Source organism: Nostoc sp. 'Lobaria pulmonaria (5183) cyanobiont' (assembly GCF_002949795.1).
GTDB lineage: Bacteria > Cyanobacteriota > Cyanobacteriia > Cyanobacteriales > Nostocaceae > Nostoc.
The window spans coordinates 6,420,899-6,447,821 of record NZ_CP026692.1 but is presented as its reverse complement, the minus strand read 5'-3'; the positions used below and the strand labels follow the sequence as shown (position 1 = coordinate 6,447,821).

Sequence of the window (26,923 nt, the reverse complement as noted above, 5' to 3'; positions counted from 1 at the left end):
GGAATAACTGCATAAAAAAACTGCCCTCAGAAAAGAGCAGCGATCATAATAACCAGTCTGATTATGAACCAACCCACACTTTTTGATTTAGAAGCTTTTACTAAGTCTCCACTCCCCACTCCCGTCTACGATCCGGCTTGGGATCAACTTGAAAAAACTGCGCCCCAACATCTCGGGCCAGAAATCAAGTGGAATCCTGCCCACTTCGGTGAAGTTGTCCGCAAGGTTGAGGACAACGGACAAATTTCTGTTTTCTACGATGACAGCGACGAGCCACCAGACCCAGACGACTATTTAAACCTGGATGATTATGAGCAAGCCTGGCGAGAGTGGGAATTACGTGTTGGGGCGCAAGTAAATTTCGGCACAACCGGAGAATCACGTGTTGGGGCGCAGGTATCAGACGTTACCCAAAAAGTTGCGCCCCAACACGATACCCACTGGTTAGAGAAGTACTGGGTAGAGCGGTCTGCTAATAAATATTGGTACTACCGCTATTGCTGGATGGTGGGCAGGAAGAAAAATCGGCTTTACCTGGGTAGTGTTGATAGTGCGATCGCAAAAAACAAAAAAGCAGATGTCGAGATTGCAATTAGTGACGGACAGTCACCGAGTGAGATTGAAGAGTTAATTCGCTCCTGGCGCAACCAAAAGCAACTGCATCCCGGAAGCGCCTTAGTTCATCCCAGCGTCGGCTAGTGGTTGAGCCAGTACAGCTGTATTGATTGGGGTGAAACTCTGCAATTCTCGACTCTACAAAAGAGTCAATTAGCAGTAAAACTTGAGAATCTAGGGTAACTTGCCCCGAATCTAAAGCACGAGCGAATTCTATTATTTGTTGTTCCAGCGCTGCGGGGACGCGAATATGTTTAGTCTTGCCGTGGTTCCAGTGATTTTTCCAAGTTGTACCTCTGCGGCCGCCTTTGCCTACCATGTTTAACTCATAATGCTTGTCACAGGTACTTTATCAGGCTGTATTGCGCGTGACAAGGCAATCAGAAATTGCTCGCTCTCGCGCTTAATATTTCTCAGCCTCAGCCCGCGCTTCTGGGCAGTTTTGAGCCGATTCAATTGAATCATGCTCATGCTCACACAGCCCATAAGGGCCCCCGCCATCTTCGTCTGATTTAGCAGTTAATCTGTATTTTCCGGTTCCATTGCCTTGTTTATCTGCAATTTCAAGTGCCATTATCCACCAAGCCATAGCCTTACTCCAGAGTTATGAAAAGCGATCGCCTGCCTTATATTAGCGATCGCGGTTGGCGCATCAAAAAAGCGTGTATCACTTTTAGCCTATCCGCCTAGAGCGTCGTTTGTCACAAATTTGGGTAGAGTCGGTCAACTTCATCCCATGCCTGGCTAGCAAGATTCTCCAATGCCATAGCCAAGTACACGGGATGGTCATAAACGCCTTGCTGCAAGCGCTCGAAGAAGATTTCAATTTGGAGGAATAGGAGGTTGGGGTTCATAGAGTTGCGATCGCGTTTTTGAGATCGTCTTCACTGACCTCGATGTATGCCGAAAGTACTTTCAAATCAGTGTGACCAGTAATTTTTTTAATCATCGCCAAGTTAATACCCTTGTTCGCCAGATTCGTAATAAAACTCCGGCGGGTACTGTGAGTGCTGATTCCTTTAGCTGATAATCCAGCTTTGTCAACCGCAGTCCGTAAAATTGTATCTGCCCACCTCAGAGTAATGGGTTTGTCTTCTTCACGATTAGGAAACAGCCAGACAGAATCTGATTCTGGCTTGTATCCAAGCAATATTTCCCTAAGAACTGGATGTACTGGTACTTGTCGATTTTTATGTTTGGCTGGTTGTGCTTTGCGCTTACTGTTGGGTTTGGCCTTGCGCGTTCTGGCTCGAAAATTGATATACTCACGTACGTTGCGATCGTCAGTGTAAACGTCGGCTACTCGCAGCTGAACCAAAGCACCCCAGCGCTCACCTGTGTACCAAGCTAAGTCAAAAAGCAACTTGTATTTGCGGCTCCTAATCTGTGTGCGGATTTTTGAGCAATCCGCATAAGTTAAGACAGCCGCTTGACCTTCTCTATCGTTTTTCATTCAACCTATTCTGTTCTGTTAACTATTCCGGTTTAACCATTCAGGGTGGTTAAACCGGAATATTTCTCTTTTTAGCTAACAGCTAAATCTGGCTCAATACTATTCACTGCAAGGGTTTTGCGTCCTCAGCAAATGTGCTGCTTTTACATAAAAGTGGAACATTTACATTATTTGGCTGATTGAATACAACGGACTTATTCACTTCAAAAATTTTTGTATGCAGCCTGGAATCACTGATTTATTTGGCGTAAACTCTACATTCTTAGGAACACCCAAGGTCTTAGAAATTCCACTTAGTTCTTTACCTGCTTTAACAAGCGCTAATCCAACACCATTGGAATTGTACGCCGCAATTATTTCCTTTGCTCATACCTGGATAAATGCCAATACTGATGCCTCAGTCATGGCAAGTTCTGATTTAGTGATCAGTTCTCCAGTCACTCGCAACGGCATACCTAAAACGCAATTTCAGTTTTCAGAGCGATTTTATGGGACATACTCCGCGCCAATTTTTGACCCTAACGCTGTTTAACTAATCCAACCAAATAAAAACAAAAAAAATATGGGTTGGTGTATAAGTGGCAATGTTGTAATTGCTCCTCATCAAGCGCCTTTACAGGCAATTTTTTATAATAGCGAAAACGAGCCACAAATTACCTATCATTCAAATTCCAGTGATCAAAATTATTGGGGCTATTCTTATACCTCGTTTAATTATGGATCTTCATTTGTTGATGGTAGCTATACAATTTACCAATCGGATGAGGCTAGTTGTCAAATCCGTAGTGACTACGATTGTATTAATGGAAAATGTATTATAAAAACTCAATACAACACCCCTGGTGTTTATAAATCTCTTTCGGATTGTCAGGCTGTCTGTGCTAATGGTGGAGCTTGCGCTAGTGGCAAGCAATGCGTAGATCCAACAACATTTACACCTAACGGAAAAGTCTGTATTGATCAGGGCGAATTTGCATCAATTGAAGCATTAATCTCTAAAATTGGTAGCGAGGTTTGCTAATGTCCACTCAAGGACAATCATTGATTTCCTCGTTATCAAATATTAGTAATTGCTCCGGCCATCAATGTGATTGCTGCCAGCAGTTGCAAAATCAAATAGATGGCTTGAGAGATTTAATTAATAATTCAAATAATGCAAATATCCAGGGCGAAATCGACGCACTAAAGCGTCAGCTAGCTGATGTTTATCGCCAATCAGCCCAAGACCAAATTCAAATAGGCAGTTTAGAAGCTGAACTTCACGATTTACAAGCCAAGTTAATTGCTGTTGGAGCAGGAGTTGCCGCAGTGGTAGCAATCGCCGCAGCTCCTTTAATAGCCGCAGCACTTGAGGGTGTTTTTGCTGCAATTGCGGCATTGGGAGCAGAAGTAGCACTTGCGATCGCCGGTGCTGCTGCTGTCCAAGCTGAGGTTGTTGTCATGGAAGCCGAAATAGTGGGCGTAGGTGCTGCTGCTGGGTCTGCTCTTGCTCTAGCCACAACTGTACAAGCTGAAATTGTTGTTTTAGAAGCGGAAATAGTAGGCGTTGGATCGATAGCCGGCTCTGCTCTTGCTCTAGCAGGAACGGCTGAGGCGACAGGGGGAAGCGCGTTAATACTGGCTGGAACTGCTGAAGCAACAGGCGTAAGCGCACTAGCTTTAGCTGGAGTTGCCGAGGGCACTGCTGGCTCTGCTTTGCTCCTTGCGGGAACGGCTGAAGCAACGGCTGTATCTGCTCTTGCTGCTGCTGCTACAGCTGAAACAACAGCAATTGCAGCAGAGACAACGGCTTTAAGTGCTGAATTTGTAGCTACATCTGCCCAAGCAACTGCTAATACTGCTTTTGCTCTTGCTGAAGTTGTGCAAGGACAAGTGATTTATGCTGAGGCGATCGCTAATGAAGCTTTGGCAATATCTTTTGAAATGCGCGGCGAAATAGTTCTTTTTGAGGGCGTTGCCAGCACTGCTCTTACATTAGCTGGTGCAGCCCAAACTACTTCTCTTGCTGCAATTGGTGCGGTTTAAGTAGTCCAAGCTGAAATTGTTGGAATGGAAATACAAATAGGCACTATCAGCCTTGATTTAGTTGGGTTAGGGTTTAGGGTTGCCGAAATATTAGGTAGAGGCGCATTTCCTACAGTAATTCACGAGCTTGAAATTAGAAATTTAGTTGAAGAAAGAGTAGTTCATGAAGTTGAAATCAGAAATTTAATTGAAACTCAAGTAGTACACGAACTTGAAGTCAGAAATTTAATTGGAACGCGATTAATTCATGATGTTGAAGTCAGAAGTTTAACTGAAACACGAGTAATTCATGACGTTGAAGTTATTCACGAAGTCGAACTAAGGACTTTGACCGAAGAAAAAGTAATTAATCTAGAGAAGGTATTAGTTGAGGAAAGAGTATTAACCGAAGTTCAAGTTTTACAACCTACAATCATACAAACGACCACTCAACTTCAGCCAGTCTATCAAACAGATATAATCACCAATACTATTGTTCAGCCTGAAGTAAGAGTAGAATTTCATACTGAAACTCAAACAGAAATCAAGGTAGAAGAATTGCTCTGGATCAACATTGATGTTCCCGTAACTTCTTGTACTCTTGTTGGTAGCAAATGGACACCTGCAAGAAATACACAAACAATTCAGGTCATAGGGTCTTCAACTGGCAATGAAGCCTTAAAAGTATTAGGAGAATACGAAGAATTAGCAAAAGCTAATACTGAATTATGTCTCGCTAAAAATAAAAACGAGACTGATAATTTAAATGCAGTTGTTGCCTTGCCTGAAAGATATCAGCTTTCGCCAGATGGACATATACCACAGTTAATCTGCCTATTTGTTGAAAAGCGTGAAGATGGTTCTGTAGCAAATGATTACTATCCGATAACAATTCCACACCCCACTATTACAACAGCACCATCTACAGCCCCTCTAGATGGGTATCAAAAAGGGTCTTGGGAGGGCATATTGACCCTCAAAGATAACTCTAAAGTCTTTGTTAACGCCTTTTCAAAAGAAGAAGCCGAAAAAGTTATTACTCAAATAAAAACCATAATTGACCCTAAATATACTGAGGGTAGTTTTTATAAAGTTGGGCAACGTAAGGGACAACCCTTAAAAGAAATCAAAACTCAACTTGTCAGAGTTGATTATTACGCAGATGGCACAAAATCAAAAAAACCTACATGGATAAAATTCTTTAGATAACCCATGCTCCGTAAGACGTTCGAGAATGCGGAGGCTTAAGGGGAGGCGTCGTAGAACCTTTGAAAATAAAGCTAAATTAAATCAAGCATTTCAAGCTTTAATTTATGCCGAAAGTACCGCACGTTATAACAATTGACAATGATAAGTACGTTGCAATTTTACCGGATATTTACGAAGACATTAAAACTGTTGTAGGAATTGCAAAAGCGCCCAATCCAGACAATACAGTATACAAAGGTAAGCTCACGATCAACAAAGCTGTTGCCGAAGGTGATCTAGTCCGTATTCGCTGCCGGTTAGAAAACAAAAAGGTAAGAGAAGTTCTTTGTGTCTCTAGCAAACTTTCTTCAGCAATGGGTGGATTATTACCGAAGAAAGTAGCCGGTCAAGATGTTAAAACTACAAACATTCCTCGTCGCATGAGGTTAGGTTAAATCATGACACTCCCTGTTTTACATAAAGCGATCTTTGGTGCTGGTGCTAATGATTTTTACTACATTAAGACATCAGACGCTTATGAAGGCATCAAAGCGCAAACCGGACTTGAGAAAGTTGCCGATCCTAAAGGGACAGAAGAGATAATCCCTGTCAAAGAATTACTCAGAACTGGTATTGTTTGGCGTATTGGTATTCGTTACAAAGATTCAAGCGGTAAGCGCAAGAGTTCTCATTTATTGATTGTCAAGGGCAAGCTTGCGGGTCTTTTTGGAGATAATGCGGCCGATCAATTAGAAGACAAAGACTACAAGTTAGCTGGCACGGTTAAAGGAAAAATAGAAGCTATTTCAGGACGACGGAAAGCTACATTTTTCTAACTTTTTGGATAACTTAATTTTAACTATGGGTGCAATTTTGCACCTATTATCATATTTATGCAAACTACGCAAACAATATTATTTGTTAATTCTCCTCCGCCTCAACCTACGTTTGGGCTTACTTTAGAGGGTACTAATCTTATTATTACTCTTGTAGTATCTTCTGCTGGAATACTAATGAGTTTTATTAAAATAGTTTCTAAGTTCAATGAAATTGTTAACGAAATTCGAGATTTAAAAGAAGATTTACATACTCATACTAATTCTGAAGGCCACGAAAAATTATGCCGTGAAGTTGAATTAATAGAAAAAGATATAGCAAAGTTTGATAAGCGCTTTGATATACACGCTCAAGACTACATTAATTTTAAGGATGCAACACTGCTGAACTTTAATGGGACTAATGAAAAAATCAAGCACACATGGCAAAAAACAGAGAAGTTGCTTGAGGAACGCAAAACTGACATCAAAGAACTGCAATTGTTGTGGAAGCAACAAAACTTTAAAAATCGGGAATAAGTTGTTTGAAAGTTCGCAATTGCCCAGCCTGGACTTGAACCAGGATTTCTTGGAACCCGTTACCGGCTACAAGCCGTCCTACTTAGACTACTGGGCTACCTTAGTTTACTCGCTGGGGATTCCTCTTAAAGGGTAACTAAGGGTTGCGTTTGGCTTTCAGTATTGAAAGAAACTATGGAAGTTATCGCCAAAGATATATACAGCAGTTTTCTTTTGCATGAAGTACAAAGTTATGGGTTTTGAAGCAGGAGACAGGAGGCAGGTGGTCACTGAGCGTAGTCGTTGGCGCAGCCTAAGAAGAGAAGTGAGGCAAAAGGTAGAAACTCTTTTTATCTGATGTTGAGTCTTGCATTTTGTACCTCACTTACTTGCAAACTTCTGTAAAAAACTTTAGTTAATTAATCAGTCCGTTATAACTAATAATTGATTGCTGACTTGATTAGAAGGGGTTTCCTTTTTATTTTCTTTGTCGTTGCAATGCTTCTTCGTACCACTCTAATTCATCCAAAAATTGACCGACTCTTTTGGTCACAAAACCGTCTGCGGTTCGGATATGCTCTGCCAGTTCTTCCATCTTTGCAGGAGCCTGACCTTGGCCATATTCCTAGCCCTGTCAAGGTGACAAATAGCCGGATAATAATACCATGCGATCGCAAACTAAAAAGTAACGGAGGGTATGGTGAATGCTGGGTGCGATATTTGAGCGTTTTGTCACTGTCACTAACACACCCCTACTGAAGAGTTGTTAATTAATAAAAAGCAGGAGGCAGAGGGAACATTTTTTATTATCAGCATTGGGTTCGCCTGGTGTTCTGGCTCGTGGTACACTGGCAATGTTCAACTTTGACGAAACAGACACACTTGCAACTATTAACGTTCCTGTGTTGGTTGTTTGCGGCGCTTCAGATATAGCGACAAAACCTGTGGCGAGCGATCGCATAAAAGCAGAATTACCTTACTTTGAAAGAGTCACCCTAAAACCAGGTGGACAGATGGCATTGATGCAACAAAACCAGCAGATTTTCTGCTAGCTGCTTATAGCTGGGGTCATCCTTTGCTTGTTCACAAACCTTGTTATACCATTTCCAAAAATCTTTGCAACAAATGAAATCGCCTGTTGGGGCGTACAACTAGCTGTAGACCCCCATTACCAACCTTTTTAAAGGCTAGGTGTACTTAGTAACTTTTGGTTGGTTCCAAAGTAGAGTTCGCTCAATTCTTCCAAAGAAACATCGGTCTGCGATTCTGGATTATGGAAGTAGGGGTAGATAGGAAGGAGTTCAGCGCGAGGGCGAGTTTCCGGTGAAGACAGAATTTGCTCAAGCAAAGACAGGTAGTTTTCAGCAGTAGATTCCCAAGTGTACGTCTTCAACACCCGTTGCTGACCAGCTTGGGCAAAATATTCCCACTCCTGAGTATCACATAGCAACCGCTCCAAGCCCCGTGCAATATCAGCAGGATCTTCTGGATCGACGAGTACGCCATATTCCTGATTTCCCTGTCGCAAGCTCTCGCTAGGGCCACCGTTCTTGGTTGCTACCACTGGTAAACCTGCAACTGCTGCTTCTAAGGGAGCAAGCCCAAAGGGTTCGTAGAGTGCGGTCAGCGCAAATACTGAGCGGCGTTTAACCATAAACCTATAGGTTGCTGCCAGTGACTCTTGAGACTGATGTGGCAAGCCAAATGCACTGATTTTGCCCCACAAGTCGTTTTCTTTGACCGCTTCCCGAATAGGGGCTAACACTTCTTCAGTCATTTCGTCGCTAGCCTCTTCTCGTAAAGGATTGTCCAGCGCCCCTGTAATTAGCACCAAGTTAGCTCGTTCCTGAAGTGTTGGACTCATTGCGAAGGCTTGCACTAGCCCCAATATGTTTTTTTTAAGCTCTAATCGACTGGATGCTAAGATGACGGGCAAATCTCGGCGGGCTTCTGCAATGTCCCGTGCCAATTTATCCTGAACGAATTGGTAGCTAGCCTCCTCATTTTCGGAACGCACCTTTGCACCGAAAATCGAGAAATCTGCTCCCGGTGGAATCACTGCAAAGCGGTTGTCGTTGTCTACATCCACTGCACTATTATAGACTTGATGAGAATACTGTTCAAAGCGTTCTTGTCGTGTACTGGTGATATTAATGGCCGAGCGATTCATGCTCAGGCGTTCGGCTAAGATGCGGTATCTGAAATAGAATTGCTTGTCTATTTCTGTAAGATTTTCTGGGGTGACTTCGAGTTTGTCCATCTTTTGAGCGCCGAGAGAATGAGCAGTAAAGGTAAAAGGTATACCTGTCTTTTCTTCAATTAGAACGCCACACAGTCCTCCATCAGCGTAGTGAGCAGTCATAGCATCGGGTAAGCTACCTTCCTGTTGATAAAATTTCAAGATGTTGGATACCCAATCAGTAACCAGATGAGTCCATAACAACTCTTTAGAGAGAAATTCTTTTGGCCCAGCTGGTAAGCGGATAATGCGGACGTTATCGACCCCTGGATAAGTGTCAATCGCTTGGGCAAACTCTGGCCACTCCGGGTCAATAATTTGACGTGTGAGAATATCAACTTTATGACCCATTTGAGCTATGGCTATGGCGGCTTGCTTAACGTAGATCAGCTGACCCCCAAAATCTGGGTGTTTCGTTATGTGACTATTGCCTGAATCAAAATTGCCTTGAGGGTTGAGAAATCCAATGTGCATTGCCGACTTCCTAATACAGGTTGATTTCTACTAGAGATTTTGCCTGAAGATGGCAGCATAACAGCTTAGTGAGCTTGTCAAAAACTTTCAAGGCTGAAAAATGCAGGCAGTGAGACTGTAGATAAATACCATCAAAAAGTAAGTCAAAGGGCTTTTATTGATTCCCTTTACCTTAAAAGCCAATACAGTCATTTTCCTAATGCTTAAGTTAATCACTACTGCGGCTCGTGCACATATACCGGATGACATAAATGGTGAAGTGATGTTTATCCTTAAAATTCAACGTCTTCTCGCTCTTGTCCTTACGGAGAATAGTTTGACGAATAGCTCAAAGCAAAACATTGTCATAAATCTTACAAATCTGTTAGTGTATTTTCTACTTCAGTCATTGCCTGGCATTATTGCTCTACCTCTCATCTGGTTGGATAACCATGAGGAACAGCAATGAATTAACTCAGTGAAATCAGCCAGCTTGAAATTTGAAGTGTCAATATAAATCTGACTCGCTAGGATGACATTAGAAATTTCTAGCATTTGAGTATGACCAAGCAAGACATTCCACTTACAAAAGACGCGCCCATTAAAGAAGTCTGTCGGCGGATTCGAGTAGCCCGCAGCTATTGGGATGCTCACAACAATGCTGCTTGTCGGGGCGAACGCGATCGCGCCTTAGCCCTTTACAACACCCTGACTAAGGAAGAAAAAGACCAGATTCCGCAAGTGTTGCGGGTGTGGTTGCGTTACCGCAGTGAGAAATATTTTGGCGCACACCGAACGCCGCCAAAGTCAGCACGAAAATCAAAATAGTCCAATGACTACCAAAACAACTGCTCCCCTACTGCTTTTGTGTCAGTCGGGGGGTAAGGCGATCGCATTTCCATTTTGAGCAATATTAACTGACCAAATCTATAGTCACCCACCTGAAGACCAGCGTACAGGTAACAGTGTGCCCACGCTATAAAACCACAGCTAACCCACCCATACCAAACATTCCCCAAGGTACTAAGCCTTCTAGCGGATTCACCACACGCGCAGTCTTTATCGGTTGTTTAGGATTGTAACGTATCACCACCATCTGGCCGTTGCTGGAGCGGTAGGACTCATAATTGCCTGTAAAGCGAGTGCGTTTACCGTTGGCTAGAAACTCGATAACTGGCGCATAGGTTTCTTTTTGCTCATTATCATTATTGTTCGTACTGCTGCTCCCGCGACGACTGATGCTGTCTACCACCGTGCCGCGTGTTTCGTTTAGCGTTGCACTTTCGTGCGCGATTATGTTACGTACCCAAAAACCGCCCCCAATGAACAGCAATCCAATAGCCAGCCCAATACTTGCGCTTAGTTTGTCGTCAAAAGTGTTTTGGTGAGGTTTGAAATTCATAGGTTTGACGATCGCACAACAATAAATTTGATCACAGCATCTCGACTAGAGCTTACATTTGAAACATTTTTATTTGGCACCACTAACGTTATAACTGCGTCAAATATCTTGCAGCTAAATTACAGCATCAGTTTTCCTGGTGTAGCAATTTAACGTTTATATGGTATTAAATATAACCAATTAGCCTCATTTAGTAAGCAGAAGTAATGACAATTCAGTTTTGGGAAAAAAGTAGAAAAATTAATGCAGCTCTAACTAACTTACTATTTAAGCCTGTACACATACAAGTACTACTAGGTCTAAGCAAGCTACACGTAGCGAGTCAAGAGACATCGCCGTGGCTTTTGAAAAAGCGTCTGCTGCCATTATTATGTCTGATATCGTTCTTTCTGGTATTGTTACTCAACAGCTTTGCCCCTGCTGTTGCCCAACTACCTCCTCAACCTCGTCAGGAAATTCGGGGAGTGTGGCTAAGTGGTAACGATTTTAGCGTTTTTAGAAATCGTTCACAGGTGCTTGCAGCCATGAGCCAACTGCGGCAGTTAAATTTTAATACTGTTTATCCGATAGTCTGGAATGATGGTTATACACAATACCCCAGCGCCATCATGCAGAAAATGGGTATTCCCTTTTTCTTCAAGGGAATAGATGGACAAGATGTAATTGCAGACATTATTACTCAAGCCCATAGACAAGGGCTACTAGCAATACCCTGGTTTGAATTTGGTTTCATGGTTCCTCTAACTTCGGAACTCGCATCACAGCATCCAGATTGGCTAACACAAAAAGGGGATGGCACTCAAACTTCAATTAGTGCTGCGGGTGAAGTAGCGTGGTTGAATCCCTTTCACCCGGAAGTGCAAAACTTTATCCGCGAACTCGTCATGGAAGTTATGACTCAATACGATGCTGATGGCGTTCAATTTGACGACCATACGAGTTTACCTGGGGATTTTGGTTACGATAAGTACACGATTAGTCTATATACTCAAGAAACTGGCAATCCTCCTCCACCCAATCCCTTAGCCCAAGCATGGATAAAATGGCGGGCAGATAAAATTACTGCCTTCATGGTAGACCTTTACCAAACCGTGAAAGCCAGAAAACCGAATGCTATTTTTTCAGTTGCTCCTAATTACTATAATTTCGCCTATAAAATGCAACTGCAAGATTGGCTCAACTGGGTGCGGTTGGGTATTGTCGATGAGTTGGTGATGCAGGTGTACCGTAATGATGTGGAAAGTTTTATCGCTCAAATTACCCGCCCAGAAATTTTAGAAACCCAACAAATCATCCCAACTGGTATTGGTATTATGGCAGGGTTACGAAATCGCCCAGTTGCCATATCACAAATCCAATCTCAAGTAGAAGCAGTGCAACAACGGGGTTTAGGTATCGGCTTTTTCTACTACGAAAGCCTTTGGGATATTGCCCCTGAACCAGCAGCGCAACGCCAGTCTGCATTTGCGGCTCTTTTCCCAAATTCAGCGTTGCGCGATATCTCGCAAAATACACCCCGCCAGCCAACTTTTAACACCATATCCTTACCTTTATATCCAAAACCTTCCCTTGGGCAACGTGTTCGCGGCTATTTTTTAGAAGTTGCGATCGCAAATGGTCAACCAAAACGTATTTTATTAGATACAGGGTCGGCAGGGCTAAGAGTTCCCAAAGAGTTTTTAGGTAATTCTCAGATCCGAAGAACAGGTCAAAATATCAAGGAGGTATTAAGTGATGGTACTATCCTGGAAGGAGAATTAGTTTATGCTAATGTCCAGTTTAGTTTAATTCCCACCGCCGAACCTGTTCCCGTACAGGTTGTTACCAGTCGCCAATGTACTGCCCAAAAACCTAAATGTTCGGCAAATAGTGGTGTACCATTTTCTGGAATTATCGGTGTTAACTATTTTGAAAAATCACTTCCCTATAACCCGTTGCGAAAATTAGCAGGCAATCTGAGTAACGGATTTATTGTTATGGGAAATGGTGGTAGTAATAATGGCAGCCTAATTCTCGGCTTAACTGCTGAGAATCAAGCCGGTTTCAAAATGGCTTCTTGGAGTCAACAACCCGAAATTAATGGTGTACCCGGTAAAAGATGGGACTCTCGACTGAGCAAAGTTTGTTTAACTCTTGCTGGAAGTTCTGCGAAAAATTCGTGTAATAGTAGAGCGATCGCTGATACTGGAACTATTAATGGTTTGACTGAATTCAAGTCAGCTTCTACAGCAGGTAAACTCAAACCCGGAGTATTAGGGTCAGCAAATGCTGTAAAAGTTGGAATTAATGGCATTTTTGATTACAGTTTGACACCAGGAACGCGTGACGGATTTAATCGCTGGAATTTGAGTATCTCGCCACAAGCAGAACTGCCTATATTTGTAAATCCTGGAATCGCCTTGTTTGATAAATACGATGTACTCTTTGACCAAGTTAATGGTAAACAAGGTTTTCGCAGTCGGCGATGAGAAGAAATTAAATTTTGCGCCCACTGGACAGTTAAACATTACAAGGTGATTTTAATCACGCTTTTCGTTCAGTGCTTTTTCAGCAGCAGCTACTGCAATTTCAGTAGCCTGTTGTTTTTCAAACTTTAATTTGTTATGCCACCATGCGATCCAGCCGGATATTGCACACACAAAAGCCAACAGAAAGCTGGCTAAATTAACATCAAATTTCATGATTAAGAAAGTTAATCTTGAAACTTTCAGTTACCCTGAAGTTAGTTGCCTAATTAATATTGATTGTTGCATAGCATAGAATAGATGACTGAACAAACTTCTAGAATTTGTATCCTTGGCGGAGGCTTTGGTGGACTCTACACAGCCCTGCGGTTAAGCCAATTACCTTGGGAATCTACGCAAAAACCCGAAATTGTTCTGGTAGATCAAAGCGATCGCTTCCTATTCTCTCCTTTACTTTACGAATTACTCACTGGCGAACTGCAAACCTGGGAAATTGCCCCACCCTTTGAAGAAGTTTTACAAGGCACAGGAGTGCGTTTTTGTCAAGGTGTTGTGTCTGGAATTGACATCGACCAGCAACGGGTAAATATACAAGAAGGCCCGGAAATTCCTTATGACCGATTAGTGCTGGCGCTAGGAGGTGAGACACCGCTAGATTTAGTCCCTGGTGCAACAGACTACGCCTACACATTCCGCACAATCTCTGATGCCTATCGTTTAGAAGAACGGCTGCGATTTTTAGAAGAATCGGATGCTGATAAAATTCGGGTAGCGATCGTTGGGGCTGGCTACAGTGGTGTAGAGTTAGCCTGTAAGTTAGCCGACAGACTAGGCGAAAGAGGACGCTTTCGGATCGTTGAAATCGCCGACCAAATTTTGCGAACTTCCCCAGAGTTTAATCGGGAAGCAGCAAAGAAAGCTCTAGAAGCCCGTGGTGTATTTCTTGACTTAGAAACCAAAGTCGAATCAATAGAGCAAAATAGCATTTCCCTAGAGTACAAAAACCAGTTAGATACAATTCCCGTGGATTTGGTAATTTGGACTGTGGGAACTAGAGTTGCGCCCGTAGTCAAATCTCTTCCTCTCAAGCTAAATCAGCGTGGTCAAATCACCACTACATCCAATCTGCAAGTTGTTGATCATCCAGAAATCTTTGCCTTGGGAGATTTAGCAGACTGTCATGATGCTGAAGGACAACAAGTCCCCGCTACCGCACAAGCAGCTTTTCAACAAGCTGATTATACTGCTTGGAATATCTGGGCAACTCTAACTAATCGCCCCCTCCTTCCCTTCCACTACCAGCAATTAGGAGAAATGATGGCACTAGGAATAGACAACGCCACTCTCACTGGTTTGGGAATTAAACTAGATGGTCCCTTGGCATACGTCGCCCGCCGCGTTGCTTATTTATATAGGCTGCCAACTTTAGAGCATCAGCTGAAAGTTGGTTTTAATTGGCTAGCCCGTCCAATAATAGAAACACTTTCTCGATAACTTTCAAGGTTGGGCATTGGGCATTGGTAAAAACCAAGATGTTTGCGATGATTTGTTATATTTGTGCCAATCTACTTAGCAGATGCTAGACTCTACCCACAGAAGCTCTTAACAAGCCAAAATCTAAAATTCAACATTCAAAATTTTCAAACTTTAATGGAACAACCGAAAGTTATTTTTTTAGATGCTGTGGGTACACTCTTCGATGTCAAAGGTAGTGTAGGCGAAGTTTATAGTCAGATAGCCCAAGAATTTGGTGTTACAGTTTCAACTGAAACATTAAATACAAGCTTCATCCAAAGTTTTAAAGCAGCGCCGCCGCCGATATTTCCAGATGCAGAACTGCAAGATATTCCCCAGCGCGAGTTTGATTGGTGGCGGATAATTGCTCTGAACACTTTTGAAAGGGCAGGTGTTCTCAAGGAATTTTCTGACTTTTCAGCTTTTTTTAGCGAACTTTACATTCACTTTGGTACTGGCGAACCCTGGTTTGTCTATCCCGATGTTTTACCAGCTTTAATCAACTGGCGGCGGTTGGGAGTTACCTTGGGGGTGCTGTCCAATTTTGATTCTCGGATTTACTCAGTATTGCAAAGTTTGGGATTGAGAGAGTTTTTCACCTCCGTCACCATTTCTACCCAGGTACGTGCAGCTAAACCCGATCCGCAAATTTTTGCTATTGCCTTAGATAAACATAAATGTTCCCCAGAGGCGGCATGGCATATTGGCGATAGCATTGTAGAAGACTATCATGCAGCTAAAGCAGCTGGACTCAGAGGCGTTTGGATCAACCGTCATTAGATCACAAGCTTTCATAAACCTTCTGAAAAATCATGGTTTCAGCCCACATCAATCATAAGACTAACAGGGTTTGTTAAGAGCGATGACTGGGTTGGGCTACGCCTACGCCCCAAAACCCAAATTGCACTTGGTTTGGTAACGACATTTGCGATTCGTACCCACCCAAGCCAAAGGAATCTTAACAGCGTAGGCTGCCTTGTGATCATTAGCCATTGGCACAAATGCCCTACGGAATACCTTCAGGCGCCGTTTCCTCGCCTTTTTGGGTTCAAACCTAGATAACTAAATAGGGGTGAAATTGGAACCAACACCAGAGCAGTTAAAATCGCTCTACCAAAGATCAGTAAGAGTTACCGCACTACTATTACCTATTAACTTAGTTCGCCTGGACTCTCGCACCAATCGAATAGTCATGCTAATTGGAGACACAATACAAATAGAGATACTTCCAAACAAAGAGGTACTAATCGAATGACTATACCAAATTATGAATCATTGACAGAACAAGAATTACGCGATTACGTGCGACGAAATCCTCAAGATGAAGACGCATTCCAGCACTACTTGAATATTATTCGCTCTCGCCCCAGTGTACTTTGCGCCACCGATGAGGAGTTTGAAGCAGAATTGCAAAAGCGAATTAATTCTTCACCTCAACAAACTTAAGTGGCATACTTCAATTCGAGGAAGCCACTTGGTATTTAAGAATTCAGCGACCATTTTGCTGGATGCATCAACACTCCAAACAATACGGAGCTTGAAATCTTGAGGATTAGGTGTCACAAAAAGTTTATTGCTTTTCATTGCTCTTATAACCTGCAACGACTAGTCAGTTCGCTTTCATACCGTTCAACATTAGAACGGTTCAATACTTTGCTGCCTTCTTGCTTGAGTATTTCTTGTCCTGCCTGGTCATAACAGTTTTTACCACTACTTCTATTAGATTCAGAGATATTGAAGTGAATTATCAACCCAAAAAATGGAAGGACAATAAAAAGCAACAGCCAAACGTCTTTGTTAACTTTGCGAATTTTTTAAATCAAAGGTTCTTTCTGTGGATTGGTCATTTTTCATAGTTTTGGAATAGAACTATACCTAGTACAGCACGGCGTAAATAAGCAGACCATTGAAAAGCCCTAAAGAGCTTATTTCATAATACTTTTGACTTTTGGCTTTTGACTTTTGACTTCCGCCTTGCGGTACTAGCAATCCCAAAATCTACTCGTCTTTAACCACTTGTTGAAAATTTTTCATAATTTATGGAGACAATAAATCACTCCAAGAGCGATCGCCTGATAAATTCTCCAGTCATCGCCAAACCTATTACTCCAAAAAGTTCCTATGTTCTGCTCAAATGATGGGAAATAAGGGAGATAGTGAAGAGTTAAAATTTTAAACATCCATCTCAGAACTGGATTCATCCACCTTAGAACTGGATTCATCCACCTCAAAACTGGATTTATCCCAATGCCCATTGCGCCCCAACACTCGTATGATCAACATATCAGGAAAACATAACAGCCAGATTTTTACCGCAAAACATGGGCAGTATTTGGGAAATCGATTTTTACTCCCGTCCGATTTTGGACGATAATCAAAAAAAAGTTTGGGAAGTCTTAGTCTGCGAAAGCCCCTTGGATATCGGCACAAAAGCAGATTCTTTGTTTCGTTATGCTGAATATTGTCCCAGTACCCAGGTAAATTCGGGCTGGTTGCGGACAGCATTGCAGGAAGCTATTAACCAAGCTGGAAAAGCACCAATTAAAATCCGCTTTTTCCGCCGCCAAATGAACAATATGATTACTAAAGCCTGTCAAGATTTGGGCATTCCCGCCCAGCCTAGCCGCCGCACTTTAGTTCTCAACCAATGGTTAGAACAGCGGATGGAAGAAGTGTATCCTCAAGAGGCAGGGTATCAAGAGGGGACAAATCCCTCAGTCCGCTTGGAGAAACCTTTGCCGCAACGTTTACCAGATGCTTTGGAAGGACAGCAATGGGTATTTGTTACCTTAGATGCTGCGGATTTTGCTGATATGCCAGAGTGGGAAATTGGCTTTGGTGAAGCTTTCCCTTTAGAGTTGGCGAAAGTTTCACCTGAAGCCCGTATTCCTGGTATTTTGATTTTCTCATCAAGAGCGTTGCCCTTGGCTGGTTGGATGTCTGGTTTGGAGTTGGCTTTCTTAAGATTTGACGCTAGCGAAGAGGCGAGATTGCTTTTAGAAACTGGTGTGACTGAAAGCTGGATTGTGGCAAATATCAAAAAACCTCAAATTTTAGCAGAAGCTAAAGGTTTTGAAGCAGCCAAGCAAAAAGCTAATGGAGTACATTTTATCGGCATACAGTCCGATCCCAAAGCACAATCTTTTGCTGGTTTTTGGCTGTTGCAAGAGGTTAATCTCTGAAAATGGGCTGGGGACTGGGGATTGGGGAAGGTGGGGCCCCCTCTGGGGATAAGGGGTAATGGGGATTGGGGAGATAAGAAGAATAACCATGCCCAATGCCCAATGACAAATGACAAATGACAAATGACAAGATCCGTTGAGACATGACAATGATTTGGGATAATTAACTGCGTCCATCAGTGTCGATCTGCGGTTCTAAATCGTAACTGTAAGGAAACACTGATGATTTTTGGATAGTTATCTGCGTTCATCACTGGAAAGTGCGATCGCACTTCTCAAGAGACAGCGTTGATATGCGGTTCAAAATCCACAATTCACTAAGGGTCATGGGTTCTGAAAATTTATCACAAGATACACTAGCCGAACAGTTGCTGGAACTAGCTATAAAATCTGGAGCAGAAGCTGCTGAGGTGTATCAGTCGCGATCGCTTTCTCGTCCCGTGTTTTTTGAGGCAAACCGGCTCAAACAGCTAGAAACTAACCAATCTGAAGGTACAGCACTACGGCTTTGGCGAAACGGGTGTCCGGGACTGACGGTGGCTTACGGTTCTGTCTTAGCTGAAATAATGGTGGAAAAAGCTCTGGCTCTGAGTCAACTAAATCAACCGGAAACTGTAGAATTAGGCTTTAACTTTCAGCCCTCCTACCCCGATTTAGGAGAAAGTTTACCGATAGAGGTTTTGGTGGACTGGGGCAAAGAAGCGATCGCACTCATCCGTGATGCCTATCCCGATGTTGTATGCAATGGTGACTGGGAATGTGATATTGAAACCACTAGACTAGTCAACACCAAAGGTTTAGATTGTCACTATACTGATACTACTCTCAGCTGCTATGTATCAGCAGAATGGGTGCGTGGTGATGATTTTTTAAGTGTTGCTGATGGTCAAACCAACCGGGGAGAACTCGATCCAGAGAGATTAGCTAACCAAATTTTACAACGGTTAATTTGGGCTAGAGAAAATATCTCACCTCCCACTGGTCGCGTCCCGATTTTGTTCACTTCTAAAGCCGCCGATATGCTTTGGGGTACTGTGCAAGCCGCTTTGAATGGCAAGCGAGTTTTAGAAGCAGCTTCACCTTGGGCAGAACGTTTGGGTAAAAAAGTAGTTGCACCCAGTCTCACCATTTACCAAGATCCAGAAGCTGGCCCTTACAGTTGCCCTTTTGATGATGAAGGCACTCCGACTCAATCTCTGGTATTTATCCAAAACGGGACTTTACAGCATTTTTATGGCGATCGCACCACCGGCTCCCAACTGGGTACTAACACCACTGGAAATGGTTTTCGCCCTGGTTTAGGTAGCTATCCCACCCCTGGTTTATTTAATTTTCTCATCCAGCCAGGTTCGGCATCGCTACCAGATTTGATTCAACAACTAGATAATGGCTTGATTGTCGATCAAATGTTGGGTGGTGGCGGTAGTATTTCTGGAGATTTTTCGATCAACGTCGATTTAGGCTACCGCGTCCAAAATGGTCAAGTAATTGGGCGTGTTAAAGATACGATGGTTGCAGGTAATGTTTACACAGCCCTGAAGCAATTGGTTACACTAGGCAACGATGTTGATTGGAATGGTTCTTGTTATACTCCGTCTCTGATAGTAGAAGGGCTATCTACCACGGGAAGAAGCAATTAAATAATTCGTAATTCGCAATTGGAGACAGGAATTGTGTAGTAACGAATTATACAGCAAATTTCAAGGGAAGTGAAGTACACAACGATTTGTCTCAAAGCCAGTTATAAAGCCTGTTTTACTTCTGATATGACTCCTGAGTTCTGACTCCTGACTCCAGAATTCTGCTGTATTTTGCTAACGACTTTTAAAACATCCTCTGAAGATTCCACCGAACAGCTTTTTAGTAAAGATTTGTAATAAAAAATCCCAAATCTAAAATCCAAAATTGGTATGAATATGGTTTTTCACACTATTTAGAGTAATAAACACCCCTGAACAATTAAGATGTAGCAAGAGTATTAAACTTCCCAAATCTCTGCTGCGCTATCACCAATAACACCGATCCACCCTGAAAACCTTAGTGTTCTCGAAAACTCACTCTCCTTAGCGATCTGCGATCGCCGATTGGATTAAAGTAGTAAGAAAAAACGCGGGTAAGACCAGCTTTTTACGGTGTTGGCCTATCACAAGAATGGAGCAAAATTAACCGGGGAAGCAATCAGGCGACTGGTGGATGGGCTATGTAAGCAAGCTGGAATTACTAAGAAGATGTCACCCCATCGTGTTCGCCACAGTGCCATTACCACAGTATTGGATATGAACAATGGCAACTACCGTGCTACCCAGCGTTTCAGCAGACACGCCCAAGTGCAGACAGTATTGAAATACGACGATAACCGCCAGCGCTTGCAAAAGCAGATGAGCGACTCAATATCAGAACTTATTTAGAAAAAAACTAATAAAAGCTGGCAATCGAGGTAGGATCAAGTCACTTTCCCAACTCGGACAATCTCAGTATCACGAGGAGCAAAAAAAAATGACTATCACAGAAGATAATTTTCGAGTTCGTCCTATGACCAAAGATGATCTAAAAATTGCCTTAAGCTGGGCTGCTTCAGAGGGGTGGAATCCGGGAATTGATGATGTTGATAATTTTTATATTGCCGATCCTGGTGGTTTTTTAATTGGAGAATTAAACGGTCAACCTATTAGTTGCATTTCTGTAGTGCGATATAGTGCTAAATTTAATTTTATTGGCATTTATATTGTAAAACCCGAAGAAGGGGGAAAGGGATTTGGTTTAAAAACATGGCTTGAAGCATTAAAGTTAGTTTCTAATCAACCTACTGCTTTAGATGCTGTTTTACAACAAGTTAATAATTATCAAAGATTTGGTTTTAAACCTGCTCATTCTCATCTCCGTTATCAAGGGGTAATTACCGGAAAAATATCGCCAGATGTGATAGATTTAAAAAATCTTGATTTTGAGCAACTTTGTCGTTATGATGAGCGGTATTTTCCTAGTTCTCGTCCTCATTTTCTTTCGACATGGATTAATCAACCTCATGGGCAAGGTTACGCTATCATCAACGATGCTGATTTGGTAGGTTATGGAGTGATTAGAAAAGCTACGGATGGCTTTAAAATTGCCCCTTTATTGGCGGAAAATGAAGAGATAGCAGAAAAGTTATTTTTAGCCTTAGTTACTTATGCTGAAGTCAGTCCTGTTTACGTGGACGTTCCTAATATTAATACATCCGCTATTATTTTATTTGAAAAATATCAAATGAATCCTATATTTGAATGTGTACGAATGTACAAAGAAAAGTCACCTAATATTGATTGGCACAATGTTTTTGGTGTTACTACTTTGGAATTAGGTTAAATTTAACCTTTTTAGCTCTGACTCAACTAGAGCAATCATATATTCTTTAATAGTTATGCTCTTAAGGGGTGTCCACCCAATTGCAGAAATTGTTGCCCCGAACGCAGATATCATGTTAATAGTATTGATTTTACCTGACTTATTGGTTATTATTGATTAATTTCTTCTTTGGAAGTTCCCTGGTGTAGAAAGTACAGTAATTTTGGTTAGAGGTGCGATTCAAAAGTAAAAAACATAGATTTTAGTGATTTTATTAATGATAAAATACACCAATAATCAGAGTAAAAATTATTGGTATTAAGATTGGAATAGCAACTATAAGTCCCCACTTACCAAACTTAATTTCCTCACCTTCAGATTTTAGAAACGCAATCCAACCTACAACTCCCATTAAAACCCAAATAAACCCAAAGGCAAGAAATATAACAAATACTGAATCTTCCATTTTTTACCAAATTTTATTAAATTGTAACTAATTACCACTAACTAACTTTGCTAAACTTGCACGAAAATGGCTAAAATCAAAAGCTTCAATAGTTTTTTGTTGTAAGTATTTTGGTTGGTAAATTACTCGATTAGAGCAATCGCCTTGTAGGATTTGAATTAGATTATCGGCAATTTCTTCAACGTTATCAGGATCGACCAAACATCCCAACTTTCCGTTAGCCAAGGGATCTATAGAACCATCTTGATTCCCTGCCAATACTGGTTTACCACAAGCTAAAGCTTCTAGAAAAACAATCCCAAATCCTTCTCCTTTACTAGGTAGAGCAAAAACATCGCAGAGATTGTAATGATCGCACAATTCTTTATCTGGAACAAATCCGGCAATTGTCACACAATTTTGTAGATTTAAGTTGGTAACTAAAGCTTTAATTCGAGGTATATCATCTCCTTTCCCTGCCAGAATAAAGTGAACATTAGGGAGATGCAATCGTACTTTAACTAAAGCATGAAGGATTTGGTCATAACCCTTGTATTTTGACATACTTCCCAGCCGCGTTACTGTTAAAATTAAAGGCTGTTCATCTGTTAAATTATATCGCTTGAGTAAGTAGGTAGGTTTAGAATTTATTAGAAACTTACTAGCATCAAATGTATTAGGTAAAATAACTATTTTTTCTGAATCAATATTTGTATCTTGAAGCAAGCGCTGGCGAGTGTAATTACTAACACTAATGATTTTATCTGCTTTTTCTAAAGCTAATTTTGTTGCCTTGTTTTCGATATCCCAAACTTCTAAGCCATGAGCAACTACCCAGTAAGGAATTCCAGTGAAAATTTTTAGAATATAACAAACAATAGCATAGTTTACATGAGTGGAAATGACTATAACAGGATGTTGAAAAATAGCTAAAATAATTATTTTCGTGGCAAATAAAATTGGTTGCAATAATTTTGGTAAATCTCCAAAATAGTGAAATCTTGTTGAACTTAAAAACTGCAATTTATCTGGCTGTTTTAAACTATATTTATCATATTTGAGAAAAACATCATAATCAGCTTCAGGATATATATCTTGTAAAGCTTTCAGCAAAAATTTTGAGTAAACTTGAATACCTCCCTTGAAATCAAATATATTCGGAAATATTAAGTAAAGACGAGGTTTAGCAATCATACGTTTTTTGGCATTTCAAATAATTTCAGGTTTTAATTGCATGACAACATCGACAACATCTTTTCGAGAATTGATAGCTGCTGCTATAAAATAAAACTCAATAGTTGTAAAAGTATAGTCTTCAGTAAAAACATCTGCAATTTGAGACGCTAAAAACATAATAATTGGAACAGTAATTAAAGGATTAGCATATTTAACTTTAAATGCTATTTTCGCTAAAAAATTAGTAAATAGTAATAATCCCGGAATTCCTTGTTCGGCTGACACATTTAAAAATATATTATGTGCGTGATAACCTTTTTTTCCCCAAACTTTCACTCCTATCTGATCTGGAAAAACTCCTATACCTATACCAGTTAGTGGTCTTTTAATAGTTTCATTAATAGCTGCCTGCCACATTTCAAACCTTGAAAAACCTGTTCCTACAAGAGTACTAATCTTTTTTCCATGTGGATTTAATAAATTTGAATTTTCTATAAATACATTACTTAATGGAAATATTTTACTATCTGCCAAACCAATTCTCCGTGTAGAAACTGGTACTGTTACAATGCATAAAAACAATAAGCTTGTTAAATAAATCATTTTTCTAAAACTAATAATTTTATATATCAGTAAAAGAAACATACCAATTATAAAAATTACCCAACCATTTCCGCTGGCAGACAAAGCTAAGGAAATTGTAAAAATTAATTCGCTTATATTTAATTCAATTTTAGAAATTTTATTCTGTTTTTCTAAAATCAGGCTTAAACATAATCCAATCGCGACTATAACCCCAAACTGATTAGGGTTTTGCATAATTGAACCAATCTCAGGATAAAAGCTAGGGAACTTTAATAATTTAAAAATCCCGTTGTTGGGAAGGAAAACCTCTAAAAAACCCAAACCTGCAATTATCTGTAGTAAGTACAATATGCAACGATAATAAAATGTTAAAGTTGGTGTTGCTATCTTTTTAAAAGTTAATATTAAAAAAGCAAAAAACAATATATAATAAGTTGAGTATTTGAGACTATAAGTAATAGCAGTATTTGGAAACTCGCTCATTAATGAAGACAGCCACATCCACAAATACATTAGACTTATAGATATCAAAATTATTTGATGCTTCTTAACAACTTCTGGTATAGATTTTAAAGATAAACTAATGATTCCCAAGCTAAATGCAGGAAGTAATAAATAATGAATACCAATGTTTATTCCAGGAAATTTAATTCGCCCTAAAAGTGAAGAAAATAGTATAAGCAGGAAAAATATATTAATCATAACCTTTTATTTAGAGATATTTTTTTGACAAGAGAAAACCTATATAAACCCACTTTCGGAGATTTAGGGATAGGTTTTGATATTTGTTTTCAAGCTATAATCCTGAGCACGTAAAGAATATTATCATAATACAGTCTTCGCCAATATCATCTTTTGAAGCTAGGATTAATTTGAGATTTTTACACGGCTAAATATTCGGAGGTAGAACTCCAAAAAGTCGCAATCTATCCCGAAGGTACACTATCAGATATTTTTAATTAATCATCTGCCAAATTTTGAGAATGTTCTCACCACTTCCACCACCGGCAATGGTTTGTCCATCTGGGCTAATGGCAACGGCATAAATATATCCAGAACCTGTCTCCAAAGTGCGGATTTGCTTTCCTGTCACTGGGTTCCAAAGTTTGATTGTCTTGTCACTACTACCACTTACAAGGGTGATACCATTTGAACTTCCGCTTGGCAAAAAGGCGACAGAATTAACCTTATCATGATGTCCTTTTAAGATGTGGATTAACTTTCCTGTTTTTAGATTCCACAATTTAATTGTCTTGTCTTTACTGCCACTGGCAAGGATGACACCATCGGGAGCAAAAGCGACTGAAAGAATCGACTCTGCATTTCCCTCTAAGGTGCGGATTAACTTTCCTGTGCCCAGATTCCACAATTTAATTGTTTTATCCCAGCTACCGCTGGCAAGGGTTTTACCATCAGGACTGAAAACGACAGATGCAACACCACTGGTATGTCCTTCTAAGGTGCGGATTAACTTTCCTGTCTCCAGATTCCACAGTTTGATTTTCATATCCTTACTAGCACTGCCACTCGCAAGGGTTTTGCCATCAGGACTGAAAGCTACAGAAGTAACTCCGTCGCTATTTCCCTGCAAGGTGCGAATTAACTTTCCTGTTTCCAGATTCCACAGTTTGATTGTCTTATCCGCACTGCCACTAGCGAGGATTTTGCTATCAGGACTGAAAGCTATAGTCCAAATCCAATTGGAATGTCCTTCTAAGGTGCGGATTTCCTGTCCATCTGTCAGATTCCATAGCTTGATTGTCTTATCATCACTGGCACTGCCAAGGGTTGTACCATCAGGACTGAAAGCTACGGAATTCACGTCACTAAAATGTCCCTTGAAGGGTTTGGGTAGATAAGAATTTTCTGAGACGTTTTTTTGGGGCTGAATAGGCTGAGAAATAGGTTCAGGAACTTCGCTGACTGTATGGGGACGAGACTGAAAATACCAAACTCCCCCTAATCCCAACACCAAAATGCTAGAACCTAACAACAGTTGACTTTTCAGATTGTTATTTGATTTTGGTGAAACTGGCCCCTTGTTTGCTGGGGTAGCTGCAAATGTTGGTGTAAGTATAGTTGGGGGCACTGATAACAATGGTGGTAGTTGAGGTGTCAAGTCAGTGATGACTTCATCAGCCGATTGATAACGCTTTTGGATGTCTAGTTGCAACAGCTTATCCAAAACTTCACCCAACTCTACAGATATAGAAATCCCTTCCCTACCTGGACTGGTTAAATGTTGCCGCCAAGATGCAACCCAACCATAACCCTGGTATATCCACAGCTGAGATGGGCGAACTCCAGTCAGAAGATGAAAACAAGTAGCTCCCAAACTGAATAAATCACTGGCTGGGTAAGCTTTTCCATCTTGCATCTGTTCAAGTGCAGTGTAACCGTGTGAGCCAATAACAGTGCCCATTCTAGTCTGCACTGTTGCTGTCAACAGCTTAGAAGCTCCAAAATCAATTAGGATTAATCGTCCGTCACTTTGACGGCGAATAATATTCTGTGGCTTGATATCCCGGTGAATCACTCCCCGCACATGGATAAACTTCAGTACCGGCAGTAAATCTAGCAAAAGTTGGCGAATCTCCGTTTCGTTATAGTTTCCCCGCGTTTCCGATTCTTTGAGCAAGTTTTGCCCATCGATAAACTGCTGCACCAAAAAGAGATAGCTATTTTGCTCAAAATAAGCCAATAAAGTTGGAATTTGCGGATGTTCTGCCAGTTCTTGCAGTCGGCTCGCTTCTTGTTTAAATAGTTCAATGGCCTTGGTTAGCGGCCCAGTTCCCTGAAGTTTTGGCGCAAATTGTTTAACAACACAGCATTCATTCAGTTTGTGTACATCTTTTGCCAGATAAGTTCTACCAAATCCGCCTTCATCTGATAAAACCTGAGTGGGACGATAGCGACCTCCTAGCAGGGGTATCAATTCCGCTCTACAATTGTGGCAATAGTTGTTTTTATCAGGATTTAAGGGTTTTTGGCAATCGGGATTCACACAACAGAGCATACTGGGAATCCATTTCAGTTGGGGTATATATTCATCTTAAGTCATGCAGTATAATCTCTCTTGTTAGTAAGTATCACTGAGACACTATACAAATCCCCAATTTCCTTACCTCATCAGGTATTGAACAATTTAGATAATTTGCAAAAAATTGTGTTTGAGCGATGCCTTTTGACGAATTGATAGACGTCAGGTCTGCTTGTGTATTACATCTGTGTGAGCAATTTAGTCAAATTTACAAAAATACCTGGGCAAAAATCCGAAAAGCAGCAATTTAAGTTTGTAGCTCAGTATATACCTACGAAATTGAGATTTCCTCTAATAGTCTAAATTGAAAATATAATTTTTCTGATTTGATTGTGACAAACATTTTTATATGTAGTATATAGGGATTCATCTGATTACAGGCGATGCCTTTAGCAAGCCGCTAAGGTATATACGCTAAATTTCCCTTTCCGTTTAAATAACTGCTGCGGTTAAAACAGCAACTAGTATTAATTTTGTCTTTCAGTAATAGACAAAATTATCAG

At 41.0% G+C, this 26,923-nt stretch carries 29 protein-coding genes; 19 read left to right on the top strand and 10 right to left on the bottom strand.

All coding sequences use genetic code 11. The features are described 5' to 3' along the window. Window positions 1-63: 63 nt before the first annotated feature. A complete protein-coding gene (locus NLP_RS35275; protein ID WP_234017105.1) occupies window positions 64-699 on the top strand; it encodes a DUF4102 domain-containing protein in 636 nt (211 codons plus the stop codon). 319 nt (window positions 700-1,018) lie between these two features. Here the strand turns inward: NLP_RS35275 and NLP_RS28600 are convergent, their stop codons facing one another. From NLP_RS28600 to NLP_RS28595, 3 genes are all read right to left on the bottom strand, one after another. Next, entirely contained in the window at window positions 1,019-1,204 is a 186-nt protein-coding gene (locus tag NLP_RS28600; RefSeq protein ID WP_104909273.1) for a hypothetical protein, read from the bottom strand. Between the two features lie 112 nt (window positions 1,205-1,316). Next, window positions 1,317-1,469 (bottom strand): hypothetical protein, encoded by a 153-nt coding sequence (locus NLP_RS34420; RefSeq protein WP_199784715.1) that lies wholly within the window; start codon window positions 1,467-1,469, stop codon window positions 1,317-1,319. Next, window positions 1,466-2,068: a tyrosine-type recombinase/integrase gene (locus tag NLP_RS28595; RefSeq protein WP_104909272.1), complete on the bottom strand. Its 603-nt coding sequence runs from the start codon at window positions 2,066-2,068 to the stop codon at window positions 1,466-1,468. The genes NLP_RS34420 and NLP_RS28595 overlap by 4 nt, the downstream gene beginning before the upstream one ends. Window positions 2,069-2,285: 217 nt before the next feature. On the opposite strand from NLP_RS28595, the gene NLP_RS28590 reads away from it, so the two are divergent. From NLP_RS28590 to NLP_RS28555, 8 genes are all read left to right on the top strand, one after another. Next, a complete protein-coding gene (locus tag NLP_RS28590; RefSeq protein ID WP_104909271.1) occupies window positions 2,286-2,600 on the top strand; it encodes a hypothetical protein in 315 nt (104 codons plus the stop codon). A 30-nt stretch (window positions 2,601-2,630) separates the two neighbouring features. Continuing rightward, the gene (locus NLP_RS28585; RefSeq protein WP_104909270.1) at window positions 2,631-3,089 is read left to right on the top strand and encodes a hypothetical protein; all 459 of its coding nucleotides are present in this window, start codon (window positions 2,631-2,633) and stop codon (window positions 3,087-3,089) included. Further along, complete coding sequence (locus NLP_RS28580; protein WP_104909269.1) at window positions 3,089-4,093, top strand: hypothetical protein; 1,005 nt, start codon at window positions 3,089-3,091, stop codon at window positions 4,091-4,093. Before NLP_RS28585 ends, NLP_RS28580 begins: the two co-directional genes overlap by 1 nt. A gap of 24 nt (window positions 4,094-4,117) precedes the next feature. After that, a complete protein-coding gene (locus NLP_RS28575; protein WP_104909268.1) occupies window positions 4,118-5,281 on the top strand; it encodes a hypothetical protein in 1,164 nt (387 codons plus the stop codon). 104 nt (window positions 5,282-5,385) lie between these two features. Further along, entirely contained in the window at window positions 5,386-5,715 is a 330-nt protein-coding gene (locus NLP_RS28570; protein ID WP_104909267.1) for a hypothetical protein, read from the top strand. A gap of 3 nt (window positions 5,716-5,718) precedes the next feature. Further along, entirely contained in the window at window positions 5,719-6,096 is a 378-nt protein-coding gene (locus tag NLP_RS28565; protein ID WP_104909266.1) for a hypothetical protein, read from the top strand. 57 nt (window positions 6,097-6,153) lie between these two features. Next, on the top strand, window positions 6,154-6,615 hold the full coding sequence (locus NLP_RS28560; RefSeq protein WP_104909265.1) for a hypothetical protein: 462 nt from the start codon (window positions 6,154-6,156) through the stop codon (window positions 6,613-6,615). Window positions 6,616-7,409: 794 nt separating this feature from the next. After that, on the top strand, window positions 7,410-7,646 hold the full coding sequence (locus NLP_RS28555; protein ID WP_199784714.1) for an alpha/beta fold hydrolase: 237 nt from the start codon (window positions 7,410-7,412) through the stop codon (window positions 7,644-7,646). 128 nt (window positions 7,647-7,774) lie between these two features. Here the strand turns inward: NLP_RS28555 and NLP_RS28550 are convergent, their stop codons facing one another. Next, complete coding sequence (locus NLP_RS28550; protein WP_104909264.1) at window positions 7,775-9,307, bottom strand: glycosyltransferase; 1,533 nt, start codon at window positions 9,305-9,307, stop codon at window positions 7,775-7,777. 540 nt (window positions 9,308-9,847) lie between these two features. On the opposite strand from NLP_RS28550, the gene NLP_RS28540 reads away from it, so the two are divergent. After that, window positions 9,848-10,114: a Precorrin-3B methylase gene (locus NLP_RS28540; protein ID WP_104909262.1), complete on the top strand. Its 267-nt coding sequence runs from the start codon at window positions 9,848-9,850 to the stop codon at window positions 10,112-10,114. 148 nt (window positions 10,115-10,262) lie between these two features. Here NLP_RS28540 and NLP_RS28535 read toward each other — a convergent pair whose 3' ends face one another. Further along, window positions 10,263-10,688, bottom strand: coding sequence for a DUF3592 domain-containing protein (locus tag NLP_RS28535; protein ID WP_104909261.1), 426 nt, complete (start codon window positions 10,686-10,688; stop codon window positions 10,263-10,265). Between the two features lie 206 nt (window positions 10,689-10,894). Between NLP_RS28535 and NLP_RS28530 the strand changes: the two genes are divergently transcribed. Next, complete coding sequence (locus NLP_RS28530; protein WP_104909260.1) at window positions 10,895-13,156, top strand: glycoside hydrolase family 10 protein; 2,262 nt, start codon at window positions 10,895-10,897, stop codon at window positions 13,154-13,156. Between the two features lie 51 nt (window positions 13,157-13,207). Here NLP_RS28530 and NLP_RS33725 read toward each other — a convergent pair whose 3' ends face one another. Beyond that, window positions 13,208-13,369 carry a hypothetical protein gene (locus NLP_RS33725; protein WP_158680564.1) on the bottom strand — a complete coding sequence of 54 codons (162 nt, stop codon included), beginning with the start codon at window positions 13,367-13,369 and terminating at the stop codon, window positions 13,208-13,210. A gap of 84 nt (window positions 13,370-13,453) precedes the next feature. Between NLP_RS33725 and NLP_RS28525 the strand changes: the two genes are divergently transcribed. The 8 genes from NLP_RS28525 (at window position 13,454) to NLP_RS28495 (ending at window position 21,195) form a co-directional block, all read left to right on the top strand. After that, window positions 13,454-14,647: an NAD(P)/FAD-dependent oxidoreductase gene (locus NLP_RS28525; protein WP_104909259.1), complete on the top strand. Its 1,194-nt coding sequence runs from the start codon at window positions 13,454-13,456 to the stop codon at window positions 14,645-14,647. 156 nt (window positions 14,648-14,803) lie between these two features. Next, window positions 14,804-15,448 (top strand): HAD-IA family hydrolase, encoded by a 645-nt coding sequence (locus NLP_RS28520; RefSeq protein ID WP_104910081.1) that lies wholly within the window; start codon window positions 14,804-14,806, stop codon window positions 15,446-15,448. Between the two features lie 292 nt (window positions 15,449-15,740). Continuing rightward, window positions 15,741-15,923: a DUF6888 family protein gene (locus NLP_RS36270; protein ID WP_158680563.1), complete on the top strand. Its 183-nt coding sequence runs from the start codon at window positions 15,741-15,743 to the stop codon at window positions 15,921-15,923. Beyond that, window positions 15,920-16,114, top strand: coding sequence for a DUF6887 family protein (locus NLP_RS28515; RefSeq protein ID WP_104909258.1), 195 nt, complete (start codon window positions 15,920-15,922; stop codon window positions 16,112-16,114). Before NLP_RS36270 ends, NLP_RS28515 begins: the two co-directional genes overlap by 4 nt. Window positions 16,115-16,989: 875 nt before the next feature. Further along, window positions 16,990-17,850, top strand: a complete 861-nt coding sequence (locus tag NLP_RS28510; protein ID WP_104909257.1) for a Tab2/Atab2 family RNA-binding protein — start codon at window positions 16,990-16,992, stop codon at window positions 17,848-17,850. A gap of 326 nt (window positions 17,851-18,176) precedes the next feature. Continuing rightward, a complete protein-coding gene (locus NLP_RS28505) occupies window positions 18,177-19,490 on the top strand; it encodes a TldD/PmbA family protein (protein WP_104909256.1) in 1,314 nt (437 codons plus the stop codon). A gap of 492 nt (window positions 19,491-19,982) precedes the next feature. Continuing rightward, window positions 19,983-20,258 carry a tyrosine-type recombinase/integrase gene (locus NLP_RS28500; protein ID WP_234017104.1) on the top strand — a complete coding sequence of 92 codons (276 nt, stop codon included), beginning with the start codon at window positions 19,983-19,985 and terminating at the stop codon, window positions 20,256-20,258. An 88-nt stretch (window positions 20,259-20,346) separates the two neighbouring features. Then, a complete protein-coding gene (locus NLP_RS28495) occupies window positions 20,347-21,195 on the top strand; it encodes a GNAT family N-acetyltransferase (protein WP_199784713.1) in 849 nt (282 codons plus the stop codon). Between the two features lie 253 nt (window positions 21,196-21,448). Here the strand turns inward: NLP_RS28495 and NLP_RS28490 are convergent, their stop codons facing one another. The 4 genes from NLP_RS28490 to NLP_RS28475 all read right to left on the bottom strand — a co-directional run bounded on the left by NLP_RS28490 (window position 21,449) and on the right by NLP_RS28475 (window position 26,396). After that, complete coding sequence (locus tag NLP_RS28490; RefSeq protein ID WP_104909255.1) at window positions 21,449-21,640, bottom strand: hypothetical protein; 192 nt, start codon at window positions 21,638-21,640, stop codon at window positions 21,449-21,451. A 27-nt stretch (window positions 21,641-21,667) separates the two neighbouring features. Further along, window positions 21,668-22,813, bottom strand: coding sequence for a glycosyltransferase family 4 protein (locus tag NLP_RS28485; protein WP_104909254.1), 1,146 nt, complete (start codon window positions 22,811-22,813; stop codon window positions 21,668-21,670). A 15-nt stretch (window positions 22,814-22,828) separates the two neighbouring features. After that, window positions 22,829-24,082 (bottom strand): O-antigen ligase family protein, encoded by a 1,254-nt coding sequence (locus NLP_RS28480; RefSeq protein ID WP_104909253.1) that lies wholly within the window; start codon window positions 24,080-24,082, stop codon window positions 22,829-22,831. 253 nt (window positions 24,083-24,335) lie between these two features. Further along, entirely contained in the window at window positions 24,336-26,396 is a 2,061-nt protein-coding gene (locus NLP_RS28475; RefSeq protein ID WP_104909252.1) for a serine/threonine-protein kinase, read from the bottom strand. Between the last annotated feature and the right edge of the window lie 527 nt (window positions 26,397-26,923).